Here is a 12,187-nt window from a genome sequence, read left to right as displayed (position 1 = left end):
GGGGCGGGGTCGAGTGCGTAAGGATGGGAGTCCCTTTCGGCTGTTTCGGTGGTTGGGAGGGACGGCCCCGGGGCGGCGGGATGCTTGGCGGCGTTTGCCGCCCCGGCGGCCGGTCAGCGCCTGGTGGCGCCGCTCAGGAGCGAGCGCAGGACCACGGCGGCGACGGCCACGGACACCGCCGTGACGGCGACGGCCGCCAGGAGCGCGGTGAGGACGATGCCGACGACGACCACGGCGGCGGCCGGGCCCAGCCAGGGGGTGAGCGAGCGGCCGGCGGAAGGCGCCGGGATCTGGTTCTGCTGGGGTGTGAGGGTGGTCGGCAGGGTCGGGGGCGGGGGCAGTTGGGGCCGGAACATGGCGGGACTCCTCTCAGTGGTGGGTGCCGTTGACGACGTCGACACCGGAGCGGGTGCCGGACTCGATGGCGGGGGCGAGGAAGGTGTGCGAGAGCCAGAAGCCGAACAGGGCGATCACGACGGCGACCCACAGGCGGACGCCGAGGAACTTGATCGCGGCCCAGGCGATGACGCCCAGGATGAGGACTAGCGGCAGTGAGACGGTCACGGGATCTCCTCAGCGGACGCGGCAGCGGTGGGTGCGTGCGGCCAGCTCGGCGGCGGTACGGCTGTCGTAGTCGGCGGAGAAGCCGCAGCGCGGAGCCGTGCACACGGCGGCGTGCCTCTCGCGGCCACGGCCGTCGTAGTACGTGCCGACCTGGACGGGGCCGATCCGGACGACCCGGCGGAAGCGGCGGTTGACGGGCATCAGGGCAACTCCTTCGAGTCGGGGTGGTTCTCGCCGGTGAAGTCGGCGACGTGGTCGAACAGCCAGCGCCGGATCTCCTCGCCCTCGTACTCGTCGGCGGTGAGGATCACGGGTTCGGCGATGAGCATCGCTTCGGTGAGGCGGTTCTGACGGGTCAGCTCGGCGGCCCGGTTGAGCGCGCGGAGCGTGGACGGTCGCATGAGTGGAAGTGCTCCTGAGGTCAGGTGAGTTGGGCGGCGATTGCTTCGGCGAGCGGCAGCGGGACACCGAGCCGGGCGCGAAGGGTGGAGGTGTCGATGGGCGTGCCGGTTCGGGCACGGTGCTCGTCGGCGACCTTGCGTGCGTGGGCGACGAGGGCGGGCGGGACGAGGGTGGTGGACGGCGGGACCGGTTCGGTTGCCGCAGTGGGCAGTTCGGGGGCCGGAGCCGCCACCGGTTCGGGCTCTTCGTGCGGTTGGGGCTCTTCGTGTGGTCCGTGGGCGAGGAGCGTGCCGCCGAGGAAGGCGACGGCTGGCCATCCGGCGACGAGGATGCGCAGCCAGGCCGGTACGGCGTCGAGGTCGAGGAGTCCGGCAGTGGCTACGTTGGCGCCGAGCGACGCGGTCAGCGCGACGAGGAACCAGCACCACCCGCCGGCTTTCGACCCGCCGGAGCGGAGCCGCCGCCAGGCCGCCACCAACAGCAGGTCGACGGAGACCGGATAGGCCCACGCCTTCCAGCCGTCCTGTCCGGCGGCCGAGGCCAGGTCGTGCAGATGTGCGAAGGACAGGGCGGCGGCGATCAGGGCTTGGACGAGTACGGCGTCGAGGCGGACGGGCAGGGAACGCACGGCGCCACTCCTTCCGGTTCCGGGCATGGCGGGGGTAGGGAATCGGCGCGGGACGGCCGCGCCGGCCGATGGATCGGGTGCGGCTACTCGGCGACCGGGCGAGGTGCGGTCGACGGCCCGGAGGCCGCTTCGGGCACGGGCGGGACATACGGCCGGAAGGGCGCGAGCGCCGGAAGGTCCGGGGCGAGGTACGCCGACTCCCGGCAGGCAGCCGCGGCATCGGAGAGGGACAGATACGGGGTACGGACGCGGGACCAGCCGCCCGAGGTGTCGCCGACGACGGCGAGGCCGGGCAGTTCGGGGGCGATGGAGCAGGCCGCGTAGACCGCTTCGGGTGCGATGTCGCCGAGCGCCATCTTGGCGGACGCTTCGTCGTTGACGCGGTGGCAGACGCGGCCGGTCAACTGGGCGCGCAGCATGGTCGCGCCCTTGCCGAGTTCGGCCCCGAAGCGCTGCCCGCACACCTCCAGGTAGATGCCGGCCGCGCGGCCGAGTTGGGCGAGGCGGATGAGGTGGGTGACCATCTGGTCCCGCCGGTCCTCGTCCTTGCGCGTGGCGACGAGGAAGAGTTCCGCCACCTCGTCGACGAACAGCACGATGGGCGCGGGGCGTTCACTCTCGGGCAGTCCCCACACGTCCGAGGTGATCTCCTCGTCCGGAGTACCGGGCGCGATGCCCTGCCGGGCTTTGATCAGGTCGTAGCGGTCCTCCATTTCCTTCACCAGCACGGGCAGCAGCTCGGCGGCCTGGTCCGGATCGGTCGCCAACGCGGAGAACCGGGCCGCGAACGGCGCCAGCTCGACCCCGCGCTTGCAGTCGATGCCGACCAGGACCACGGACTGAGCCGCGAGTTTCGCGATCAGGTTGCGCAGGTACATGGACTTGCCGGACAGCGTGGCGCCCAGGACGAGTTCGTGCGGCACGGCCTGGTAGTCGCGGACGAACGCGGTCGCGTCCTCCCGCAGCGCCACCGGCACCCGCAGGAACCCGCCGGCAGCCCGCTTGGGCATCCGCACCTTGCGCAGGACGTCGAAGCCGACGAGCCGCAGTTCCACAACACCGGGCTTGACGTCCCGCACGTACACGGCGTGCACGCCCCAGGCGTGCCGGAGCCGTTCCGCCGAGGCCGCCACGTCCGCCGGTTCCTGCCCGGCAGCCAGCCGCAGCCGCATCCGAAGGCCCGTCGAGGTGGGGCGGATCATGCCCCGGCGGGGCGGGACCGGCCGCACCTCACGGCGCGTGGTCGCCTTGACCGCCAGCGCCCGCCACCGCGAGGGTTCGACCGTCAGCCCGCAGGCGTCCATGGTCGAGGAGTACGAGGCCAGCAGCCGGACCACCGAGGCGGGTAAGCCGACCGTCGACCAGTACGCCGCCGGGCAGGCCCGCCGGGCGTAGGCCCCGCCGCCTATGGCAGCGAGAGTTCCGCCCAGCTCGGCCCACGTCACCAGGTCGGTCACGTCGATCAGCCCGCCTGAACCATCGGGAACACGCCCGCGGCGACGGCCGAGGCCCGGTAGGCGATGCCGTGCCGCTGCTGCCCGTTGAACACGCTCTCCCACGGCCGCGCCACCAGACCGACCAGCGACACCGGGGCGCCGAGCGTCAGGCCCGCCGTGACGCCGCTCTCCGGAACGGTGACCTTGATGAGCGACGACTCACCGTCCTCGATGTACACGACCCCGATCGTCATCAGCGGCTCACCGCTCACGGCGTCCACGGCCCGCTCACCGGTCTGACGGTCACGAACCTTCGGTTCGGGCGCCTCGGTCAGCAGGATCGTCGCCGCCGAGGTCTCCACACGGATGGTGCGCACAGAAATGTCTCCTTCAGAATCGGACCAACCCGCCACCTGACAGGTTGACTTAGCAAGTTTGACGTTAGAGATGGCAGGTTGACTTGTCAAGTAGGTTCGTCGGGCAGCCAACGAGCGGGATCGATACCGCGAGCGCACCATGAAGCCAGCAACTACGCAGAGGAGGGCGTGACATGGGAAGGCGCGACCGCTCGCGGCATCGACCGTCGTGGGGTGCCCCTGACTCGCAGAGCTCGGCCTCACTGCCGCCCTCCTGGCCCAGACCTCCGCAAAGTCCGCCGGCGAGCCCACCGGCCGGAACAACGCCGCCACCGAGGAAACGCCACCGAGTGTTCCTGTGGCTCTTCCTCGCCATCCAGGCCCTGTTCCTGATCTGGGTGATCGCAGGTGCTGCAACTGGCAGCGGCACACCTGAAGACTGCCAGGGTCTAACGGGTGACGAACTGGACCTGTGCAATGACGCCAGCAACGTCGGGACCACCATCGGCGTCGGACTGGTCATCGCTCTGTGGGCGGCGGTCGACGTCATCCTGGGCTTCAGTTACGTGGTGTACCGACTCGCCAGTCGGCGCGCTTGAGGCGGATCACCGCAGAGACAGCGCCCGCCCACGCTTTCAGTTGAGCCGGTAGGTGTCTTCGAGTTCTTGCCGGTCGGCAGGAAGCAGCATGTCAGAGACCTGCAAAGCTTGCCCGGAAGCATCACGGGCGATGACCAGGACACTGAGCACGGGCACGCCGCTCGGCAGATCGAGAAGCGCGGCTTCCTCACTCCCCGGCAGCCGAGCCGACACGCGCTCCGTCACATGGTCGAAGCGAACCTTCCGCCGGGTCTCCAGGTGCTCGCGGAGACTGCCGGTCACCGGCCCGGGACTGCACAGTTCCGTGCCCTCGACCAGGCCGGCGGGGAAGTACGAGGAGACCAACTCGACCGCTTCGCCGTCCTCCTCGACGAGGAACCGGCGCACGAGCGCCTTGGCCCGCTTCGGCAGCCCCAGCACAGAGGCGACACGCGCCGGAACCGGCACCTCACCGACCTCGACCAGGCGCCCACGCGCTTGCGACTCGTCACGTGTGAGAGCTTCGAGCCCGCGGCGGTCCTTCTCCTCGACGACGGCAGGGCGTCCCCGCACGATCGTCCCGAACCCCTGCCGGGACTCCAGCCAGCCGTCACGCTTCAGCAGCTCCAGCGCCCGGACGACCGTAGGGCGGGACATCCCGAACGCCTGCACCAGCTGGTTCTCACTGGGAACGCGTGTGCCGGGCGGGTACGTGCCGTCCTCGATGCGCTGCTGAAGGGTCTGAGCGAGGCGTACGTACTTGGGTGCCTCCACTTCATACGCCATGAACGCCGCCGCCTGTCGTGATTGGCCAAGTCAACCGGTCAACCAGACTAGCGAGGAATCCCCCGTGACAGAACCAGCAGAAGGCATTCCCTTCATACCGGCCAGGCATCGGCGACCAGGAACGACACCACCGTGCCGCCGAACCGACTGGGCCCCGAGTGCCAGGACTCGGCGATGGAGTCGACCAGCAGCAGCCCGCGCCCGTGCGCGTCGTCGGCGTCGGGACGACGAAGCCGCACGCTGGCAGGAAAGCCGGGGTTGTGCACCTCGACCCGCAGCGCGGCCCCCTCCCGGAACCACTCCACTCGCACGACCCACGACTCGTCCGCCTGTCCGTAGCGGATGGCATTGGTCACGAGTTCCGAGATCATCAGCGTGCAGTCCTCGACCGAGCAGGCCGGGTCATAGGGGGCGATGAACTTCCGGAACCAGCGTCGCGCCCGGGGAACGGACTCAGGGGTCGGATGCAAGGTCATCGCACCGAGCCGCGGAGAGTCCGCGGAGGGGTAGCGGTCGATCGTGTAGGCCATCCGCGCTCACTCCTTGCCGCTGCCGTCACAGTCGGGACAGCGCCGCTTCGATGTGGCACGAGTGCGATCGGCGGCAACGGCAAGCGCCAAGGACGTACGCGAACCAACCCGCTTCCATCCGCGCCCCCGACAAGCCCGGCAAGGTACGCCGGCCTCCCGGATCGGCCGCTGACTCGTCACTCCGTGCCCCCTTCCGTAAGTGGCCTTAGCCACTTACTGGATAGTGGCATTAGCCAGTCGCGGTGCGCAAGCATGAATCCCGAAGTGATGAATCATCAGGTCAGCGGGTACCCCTGTTCGAAAGCCCAGCGGTGCGGCGGGTAGGTGGCTTCAGCGAACTCCAACGGCCGGTCCTGGAGGTCGAAAACGACGTGATGCACGATCAGCACGGCAGAACCAGGCTCAAGCCGCAGATCCGCCGCCTCCTCCTCGGTGGCCTGCCGAGCGCACATGCGGTCCTCGGCGTAACTGCCCTGCCGACCGGTCATGTTCTCGACGTACATCAGGGTCCCCTCCTGGATCCGCTCCGGCTCCAGAAGCTTGGGCGCCCGCTGCCCGACGTCCGACGCGAACCACGAGGTGGACAACGTGATCGGCCCATCCTGGTTATTGGTCACCCGCTGACGGTGCACGGCCCGGAGATCCTTCACCAGGCCAAGGGCCTCAGCGACGTAATCAGGCGCCTCCAGCCATCCCGCCGAGGTGATCACCGCGAACTCACCGGGTGTGTAGATCTTCCCCGTCTGCCGCGCCCGCCCGTACAACTCCCGCGCCCGCCGGTTCACTTCGAGGCTCCGCACATACGTGCCGGACCCCTGCCGCTTCTCGACGAGCCCCTGATGACTCAACGCCTCCAACGACCGCGCCGCCGTGGGCCGGGACACCTTCCAGGCCGCCGCAAGCTGCCGTTCCGAGGGAACCTCGTCCCCGGGCCGCAGGTCACCCCGAAGGATCTGATCGCGGATGAAGTGCGCGATCTGGAGATACTTCGGCTGTGCCTCCTCGATCTGAGGCATGTCCCCTCCTCGTCCAAGTGGCTATAGCCTCTAGCCACTATAGAGTGACTGGTCAACCGCCTACCCCCTAGGCTGGGGCCCATGACGCGGTTGATCGTCGCAGCAGGAGGAGGGGGCGACGCAGTCGCCGCCGCAATGCTTGACGCGGCCCTGTACGGAGGTGACTGCGACCATGCGGTGATCCTCACGTACGCATGGGACCGCTTGCTGATCGACCCGGTACCGGGCCCCCGAGGAGCCGACAACTTCACCGGCCTCCAGCCGCTCACCCCAACTGTCCGGACCGTGCCGGCGACCGCCCGCCCCATCGCACCCGCGGGCTCCACGCTCCCCCGACTGGCCGCAGAGCTCCCGCACACCTTCGCCCTGATCGACCCGAAGCACGGCGCCGAAGGCATCACCCGCCAGCTCACGGACCTGATCGCCCACCTTGACCCGACGTCGGTCGACCTCCTCGACGTCGGAGGCGACATCCTGGCCCGAGGCGACGAACCGACCCTGAAGAGCCCGCTCGCCGATGCCCTGACACTGGCAGCCTGCGCCCAGGTGAACGCACCGATCCGACTGCTGATCGCAGGCCCCGGCCTCGACGGCGAACTCCCTCCCGACGACCTGCGCCCCCTGCTCGGCCCCCTCGTCCACACCTTCACAGCATCGGACACCGAACCGATCAACACGGCCCTGGAATGGCACCCCTCCGAAGCCACCGGGATGCTCGCGGCAACGGCCCGAGGCGTACGCGGCACCTGCCAAGTCCGAGACGCCGGCCTCCCCGTCCCCCTCACCGACGAAAGCCCGACGGTCCACGAGGTCGACCTGGACAACGCCCTGAGCCGCAACGAACTGGCCCGCGCCATCGCCTCAACCACCACCCTGGACGAGGCCGAGGTCCTGAGCCGCGAGATCTGCGGCTTCTCGGAAATCGACTACGAGCGCAACAAGGCACTCTGGCTCAAGGAGCAACACCCGACGAAGCTCGACACCGAGACGCTGCTACCCCACCTCGCCCAGTTCGAGGCAGAAGCCCGAAGCCGCGGCATCACGCACACCACGTTCCGCCACCTCACCGAAGCCCTGAGCCTCGACGGCTCCCAGCGCGATGACCTACGCCAGTTGCTCATCACCAGGCACCCCGACCGGTTCGCAGCCCCACTGTGGCACATCCCAGCCACCACCTGAGTAACAACCTTCTCTACAGGTTCAAGGCCCGCGCACGGCGCGGGCGCGCGCCGCCGGGCGCGGCCTGCCTCCTGTCTCCGCCCCGGCTGGCCGCGCCCGGCGGCGCGCTGGCCAACTGCAGGCATGAAGTGGGAAACACCCGCTATGGCTGGGGCAATCGGCTCCACGACTTTAGGCAGCCGCTTCGGCGCGAGCTTCGAAGGTCATGGCCCCCAACGCCGCGCTTTGCCGGACAGGTTACAAGCTGTCCGACGCGCCGGAAGCTTACCGACAATGACCCCTCGTGCCAAAGCAACTCCAGCCCGAAGCCGCGAGGCCAACCGCGTGAGTAAGCTCCGGCCCAAATTGCATGCAAAGGTGCGTCCGCCGACCGCCCCATCAGCCACGTGAAACCTCGGACAGGACTCCTACGTCGCGCGCCGACGGACACCTTCAGCTACGATGAAGAAATGGAAGAGAAGAGCCTCACAGAATTCATGACTCAGGCTTTCCGAAGCGAATTCGGCCAGCGATGGGACACCATCGAAAGGCAGGGGCGGGAAAATGTTGACTTCCATGACGACCCGACGTATCTTGCCATCACAAAAGATGTCGCCTCGATTGCGGTAAGTAACGTTCTCTGGCATTTGGCACTAGGTATCAGTCTACGGGCAAGCGAAGTAGCTTCGAGGTCCCCGGGCAAGACTGAAGATCAGATCGAAAAAGACGTAGAAACCGGATTTCTGGTCGGCCTGAAAGGTCGCGACGAAACTTTTCTTCCAATTTGGCAGTTTAGGGACGACTCCTACACGCTCGAACTAAAGGATAGCGCCCGCACCATTTTGGAGGTTTTCCGGACACAGCTCGGCAAAACCTATCGCTCAGACGTCGTCATATCCTGGGCCTCAACTCCGCAAAGAGAACTCGACGGTCGGGCTCCACGGTCCATAATCGACGAGCCTGAAGCAAGTTTGGAAGGCAGCCAGATTGAACTACTGAGTATGTCAGCAAGCGTGACCGCTGGGAGGTTGTCTAGATGACCACCGAGGATCCCATATTCACGGTCGAGACTTACTGCTACTTCTACCGAATATATCCGAAGGTTACGCCGCACGGCGATCCGGGAAGCGCCATTTGGTTTGGCTTCGCGGGTTACTACTACGACGACAAGGGCAAGGCATGGGAGTGGCGACCGGGTAACCGCCACGATCCCGTAAGGGAGGTCAAAGACGGGAGCGACCCGGGAGGAACCTGCTACGCAGCGAGCAGGGAACTGGGAGCCTTCGTAGAGGTATTTGTTCGACTGGGCGCGTTGGCCATAAGCGAAAGTGCCGTTTTCCAGAACAGAATGGCGACTGTCTCACTGAACACATCCATTGATGTTTGCAATGTGATGTCCCCAGCAAATGTCGGCCTCCGCGACATGGAACCCAACCTCTGGAATGAGGTTGGCCCTCCCTATCCGATAAGTCAGCAGTTCGCGAAAAAGATTCGAAATGAAGGAATTAAGGGAATCTATTTCAGGTCGGTTAGAGACCCTTCGGGCACGCTTGAAAACATCGCCATATTCAGCGAGAAAAGCGGGATAGACGTTGGAAACATATTCCACATTTTCGACGACCGCGAGATTTCTCGGGACCTTATCGAAGAGGCTGCGGACCGGTATAAGATTCAAGTTGTCAGGGATCCCTCAGGTCCTGCGGGATATTTTCGCCCATAGGCCAGCGCGTACAGCCCGAGTCTGGCCCACCATCGGCAACCCAACACCCCTCATGCGAATTTAAAGACCATGAAACCGGACATCAACCCTTCGCCCAGGTGGGCGATCAAGTGCTCCGCGAATAATTGCAGCTTCCCAGGCTCAGCGCTCGTGCACCGTCGTCACGGGGTCGGCCGTCGCGGCTTGCTCTAGTTGACGACACAAACCAGTAACGTGGCTGAGGGCGGTGGGGGTGCAGGAAACATACGCGTGCGTGGTCGGTCGGCGCACCCGCCATCGTGGCTGACTTTCGTCGGCTGAGGTTCGTGCCACTGCCGTGCCAGATGCCAGGGTCAGCCACGGTCAACGGGGGTGTCTCACGGTCGAGTTCTCGGCAGCCTGGCCAGGTATCGAAGCTCCAGGTCAACGGCCCCGCTTCCCCGCCTCTCTCCTAAAGCGGGTGTACACGAGCATGTAAGGCACCCCGGGCGCGTGGAAACACCCTGTGAAGAAGCAACCCGTTTGCGGCTGGGCCGCGTTCGCGAAGCGTCGGCGTGGAACCGCAGCAGGCGATTCAGCCGTTTTGTACTCACGGGGCGTCTTCGGTTCCTACGCTGGGTCACCGGAACAGCAAAGTGGCGCATGGTCAGGAGTGTTCGTGAGTACGGAGATCGTCGAGCTGGTGGAGCAGGCCACGCCGTATATATCGGCCGCGGTGACCGCGTACGGGACGGCAGTCCTCAGCCGGGCCGAGCAAGCCGCGGTGGGTGCCGCGGTTGAGGGGACGGCGGGTCTGGGTCGGCGGATTCTCCAGCTGCTGTGGCAGCGCCGGGAGGAGCCGGGGCGGGTGGAGCTGGAACGGGTCGTGGACGAGGCCGCCGACGAGCAGGACGACACCTACTCCGCGGCGGTGCTGGGGCGGCTTTTGAGGCGTGCGCTGCAGGACGATCCCGGATTGCGGGAGGAACTGTCGGCCATGCTGCCCGCCCCGGCCGCGGGCCCGGTCACCATCACGGCATCCGGTGAGCGGTCGATCGCCGCTCAGCACATCACCACCGCCATCACCGGCGACGGTCACACCCTGCCACGGGCATGAGCGCGAACGAGGCCGTCTTTGAGCCGCGGATCCGTGCAGCGGGAGAGCGCTCAATCGCGGCCGGGCGGATCAGAGATGCCTACACGGGTGACATCGTGCTGCCTGCCGAGGCGTTGCAGCAGGCGGAGAGAGTCGCTGCGGCGCCGGGCACCTCGAACCTTCCTCCGCCGCCGCTGTGCCTGGGGCGTGAGGAAGAGCTGGCCTGGCTGCGGCGCATCCTGACCGACCGGCGCGAGGGTGCGATCACGCAGAGCGGGACCGTGCACGGCCTGGGCGGGATCGGCAAGAGCACGCTCGCGCTGCACTACGCCCACCGTCACCGCGGCGACTACACGCTGATCTGGTGGATCAACGCCGCCTCCCCCGACGAGATCGAGACCTCCCTGGCCGGCCTCACCCAGCAGCTGGTTCCCGACTGGGCCGCCCAGGCCGGGCGTGGGGCGCAGGTGGCGTGGGCGCGGCAGTGGCTGGCCTGGCATCCCGGCTGGCTGCTGGTCCACGACAATGTCGACGACCCGGACGACCTCGCCCCCTACACCGGGGCACTGCACCAGGGGCACCATCTGGCCACCAGCCGCCGCATCACCGGCTGGCCCGACACCGCCCCCACCCTGCCCCTGGGCAGCCTCCACCCGGACGACGCCACGAACCTGCTGTGCCGTCTGGTCTTCAAGGACACCACCCCCACAGCACACCAGCAGGCCGATGCCCGGGCCCTCGCCGCCGATCTGGGGCACCTTCCTCTGGCGATCAAGCAGGCCGGCGCCTACCTCGCCCAGAACCGCGGCATCACCCTCGACGCCTACCGCCGCCGTCTGGGCAGCAAACTCGACAGGACCGCCCACGGCTTCGACGCCGAACGCACCATCGCCCGCATCTGGAACGTCACCCTCCACACCCTGGAACAGGCGGGCCCGCTGGCCGTTCAGGTGCTGCACACTGCCGCCTGGCTCGCCCCCGGCGACATCCCCCACACCTTGCTCACCCTGCCCGGCACCGACCCGGACGACATCGCCGAAGCCATTGGCACCCTGGCCGCCTACAGCATGATCACCACCACCGCAACCACCCTCAGCATGCACCGCCTGGTCCAAACCGTCCTGCGTACACCCCGAACCACCGACAGCCTTCAACAGCCCCGGCACCTCCAAGGGCGCGTCAGTGCCGAACAAGCAGTCCTCCACGCCCTCGCCCCGCCTCCGGGCCAGGACAACGCCACCGACAGCCAGTGGGACGCCCTCATCCCACACCTCGTCACCCTCGCTGCCACAGCCCCACCCGGACACCCCAGCCTCCCCCTCACCAATGCGTACAACACAGCTGCCCACCGCCTCCATCACCAAGGCCACACCGCCCGCGCCATCCCCCTGCTGGAGGCCACCCTCACCCAGTACGAGCAGGTCCTGGGCGACACCCACCCCGACACCCTGACCAGCCGCAACAACCTCGCCACCGCCTACCAGGCGGCCGGGGACCTCGGGCGCGCCATCCCCCTGCTGAAGGCCACCCTCACCCAGTACGAGCAGGTCCTGGGCGACACCCACCCCGACACCCTGACCAGCCGCAACAACCTCGCCACCGCCTACCGGGCGGCGGGGGACCTGGGGCGGGCCATCGCCCTGCTGGAGGCCACCCTCACCCAGTGCGAACAGGTCCTGGGCGACACCCACCCCGACACCCTGACCAGCCGCAACAACCTCGCCACCGCCTACCGGGCGGCGGGGGACCTGGAACGGGCCATCCCCCTGCTGGAGGCCACCCTCACCCAGCGCGAACAGGTCCTGGGCGACACCCACCCCGACACCCTGACCAGCCGCAACAACCTCGCCTACGCCTACGAGTCGGCGGGGGACCTGGAACGGGCCATCCCCCTGCTGGAGGCCACCCTCACCCAGCGCGAACAGGTCCTGGGCGACACCCACCCCGACACCCTGACCA

General features: G+C 67.6%; 16 protein-coding genes. 6 read left to right on the top strand and 10 right to left on the bottom strand.

The annotated features are described in order from the left end of the window. Nucleotides 1-113 precede the first annotated feature (113 nt). The 7 genes from ABZ862_RS33825 to ABZ862_RS33795 form a co-directional block, all read right to left on the bottom strand. Nucleotides 114-356, bottom strand: coding sequence for a SpdD protein (locus ABZ862_RS33825; RefSeq protein WP_360966848.1), 243 nt, complete (start codon nucleotides 354-356; stop codon nucleotides 114-116). 13 nt (nucleotides 357-369) lie between these two features. Then, nucleotides 370-564 carry a hypothetical protein gene (locus ABZ862_RS33820; RefSeq protein WP_360966845.1) on the bottom strand — a complete coding sequence of 65 codons (195 nt, stop codon included), beginning with the start codon at nucleotides 562-564 and terminating at the stop codon, nucleotides 370-372. Nucleotides 565-573: 9 nt separating this feature from the next. Then, nucleotides 574-765 carry a mobile element transfer protein gene (locus ABZ862_RS33815; protein WP_360966842.1) on the bottom strand — a complete coding sequence of 64 codons (192 nt, stop codon included), beginning with the start codon at nucleotides 763-765 and terminating at the stop codon, nucleotides 574-576. Next, entirely contained in the window at nucleotides 765-965 is a 201-nt protein-coding gene (locus ABZ862_RS33810; RefSeq protein ID WP_360966839.1) for a hypothetical protein, read from the bottom strand. The genes ABZ862_RS33815 and ABZ862_RS33810 overlap by 1 nt, the downstream gene beginning before the upstream one ends. A gap of 20 nt (nucleotides 966-985) precedes the next feature. Beyond that, nucleotides 986-1,594 (bottom strand): DUF2637 domain-containing protein, encoded by a 609-nt coding sequence (locus ABZ862_RS33805; protein ID WP_360966836.1) that lies wholly within the window; start codon nucleotides 1,592-1,594, stop codon nucleotides 986-988. Between the two features lie 83 nt (nucleotides 1,595-1,677). Next, complete coding sequence (locus ABZ862_RS33800; RefSeq protein WP_360966833.1) at nucleotides 1,678-3,051, bottom strand: FtsK/SpoIIIE domain-containing protein; 1,374 nt, start codon at nucleotides 3,049-3,051, stop codon at nucleotides 1,678-1,680. A 5-nt stretch (nucleotides 3,052-3,056) separates the two neighbouring features. Continuing rightward, the gene (locus ABZ862_RS33795; protein ID WP_360966831.1) at nucleotides 3,057-3,407 is read right to left on the bottom strand and encodes a hypothetical protein; all 351 of its coding nucleotides are present in this window, start codon (nucleotides 3,405-3,407) and stop codon (nucleotides 3,057-3,059) included. A gap of 329 nt (nucleotides 3,408-3,736) precedes the next feature. Here ABZ862_RS33795 and ABZ862_RS33790 point away from each other — a divergent pair, with 329 nt between their 5' ends. Further along, on the top strand, nucleotides 3,737-3,985 hold the full coding sequence (locus ABZ862_RS33790; protein WP_360966828.1) for a hypothetical protein: 249 nt from the start codon (nucleotides 3,737-3,739) through the stop codon (nucleotides 3,983-3,985). A gap of 36 nt (nucleotides 3,986-4,021) precedes the next feature. Here the strand turns inward: ABZ862_RS33790 and ABZ862_RS33785 are convergent, their stop codons facing one another. From ABZ862_RS33785 to ABZ862_RS33775, 3 genes are all read right to left on the bottom strand, one after another. Next, nucleotides 4,022-4,750 carry a GntR family transcriptional regulator gene (locus ABZ862_RS33785; RefSeq protein WP_360966826.1) on the bottom strand — a complete coding sequence of 243 codons (729 nt, stop codon included), beginning with the start codon at nucleotides 4,748-4,750 and terminating at the stop codon, nucleotides 4,022-4,024. Nucleotides 4,751-4,842: 92 nt separating this feature from the next. Continuing rightward, nucleotides 4,843-5,280: an ATP-binding protein gene (locus ABZ862_RS33780; RefSeq protein ID WP_360966823.1), complete on the bottom strand. Its 438-nt coding sequence runs from the start codon at nucleotides 5,278-5,280 to the stop codon at nucleotides 4,843-4,845. Between the two features lie 275 nt (nucleotides 5,281-5,555). After that, a complete protein-coding gene (locus ABZ862_RS33775; protein ID WP_360966820.1) occupies nucleotides 5,556-6,296 on the bottom strand; it encodes a GntR family transcriptional regulator in 741 nt (246 codons plus the stop codon). 81 nt (nucleotides 6,297-6,377) lie between these two features. Here ABZ862_RS33775 and ABZ862_RS33770 point away from each other — a divergent pair, with 81 nt between their 5' ends. From ABZ862_RS33770 to ABZ862_RS33750, 5 genes are all read left to right on the top strand, one after another. Then, nucleotides 6,378-7,475, top strand: coding sequence for a DUF1152 domain-containing protein (locus ABZ862_RS33770; RefSeq protein WP_360966817.1), 1,098 nt, complete (start codon nucleotides 6,378-6,380; stop codon nucleotides 7,473-7,475). Nucleotides 7,476-7,924: 449 nt separating this feature from the next. Beyond that, entirely contained in the window at nucleotides 7,925-8,494 is a 570-nt protein-coding gene (locus ABZ862_RS33765) for a hypothetical protein (protein WP_360966814.1), read from the top strand. Beyond that, the gene (locus ABZ862_RS33760; protein ID WP_360966811.1) at nucleotides 8,491-9,174 is read left to right on the top strand and encodes an RES family NAD+ phosphorylase; all 684 of its coding nucleotides are present in this window, start codon (nucleotides 8,491-8,493) and stop codon (nucleotides 9,172-9,174) included. Before ABZ862_RS33765 ends, ABZ862_RS33760 begins: the two co-directional genes overlap by 4 nt. 637 nt (nucleotides 9,175-9,811) lie before the next feature. Then, nucleotides 9,812-10,249 (top strand): hypothetical protein, encoded by a 438-nt coding sequence (locus ABZ862_RS33755; protein WP_360966808.1) that lies wholly within the window; start codon nucleotides 9,812-9,814, stop codon nucleotides 10,247-10,249. A 95-nt stretch (nucleotides 10,250-10,344) separates the two neighbouring features. After that, nucleotides 10,345-12,187 (top strand): tetratricopeptide repeat protein (locus ABZ862_RS33750; RefSeq protein WP_360966805.1); only part of this gene is annotated, 1,843 nt, incomplete at its 3' end.

It is taken from the genome of Streptomyces sp. NPDC047000 (assembly GCF_040644295.1).
Taxonomy (GTDB): Bacteria; Actinomycetota; Actinomycetes; order Streptomycetales; family Streptomycetaceae; genus Streptomyces.
The sequence above is the reverse complement of the archived record's forward strand: the minus strand, read 5'-3'. Positions and strand labels throughout refer to the sequence as shown.

Excerpts from the sequence above, each read along its gene's own strand:
- ABZ862_RS33825 (WP_360966848.1), bottom strand. The coding sequence starts at position 356 with ATGTTCCGGCCCCAACTGCCCCCGCCCCCGACCCTGCCGACCACCCTC.
- ABZ862_RS33815 (WP_360966842.1), bottom strand. The coding sequence starts at position 765 with ATGCCCGTCAACCGCCGCTTCCGCCGGGTCGTCCGGATCGGCCCCGTC.
- ABZ862_RS33810 (WP_360966839.1), bottom strand. The coding sequence starts at position 965 with ATGCGACCGTCCACGCTCCGCGCGCTCAACCGGGCCGCCGAGCTGACC.
- ABZ862_RS33785 (WP_360966826.1), bottom strand. The coding sequence starts at position 4,750 with ATGGCGTATGAAGTGGAGGCACCCAAGTACGTACGCCTCGCTCAGACC.
- ABZ862_RS33780 (WP_360966823.1), bottom strand. The coding sequence starts at position 5,280 with ATGGCCTACACGATCGACCGCTACCCCTCCGCGGACTCTCCGCGGCTC.
- ABZ862_RS33775 (WP_360966820.1), bottom strand. The coding sequence starts at position 6,296 with ATGCCTCAGATCGAGGAGGCACAGCCGAAGTATCTCCAGATCGCGCAC.
- ABZ862_RS33770 (WP_360966817.1), top strand. The coding sequence starts at position 6,378 with ATGACGCGGTTGATCGTCGCAGCAGGAGGAGGGGGCGACGCAGTCGCC.
- ABZ862_RS33765 (WP_360966814.1), top strand. The coding sequence starts at position 7,925 with ATGGAAGAGAAGAGCCTCACAGAATTCATGACTCAGGCTTTCCGAAGC.
- ABZ862_RS33760 (WP_360966811.1), top strand. The coding sequence starts at position 8,491 with ATGACCACCGAGGATCCCATATTCACGGTCGAGACTTACTGCTACTTC.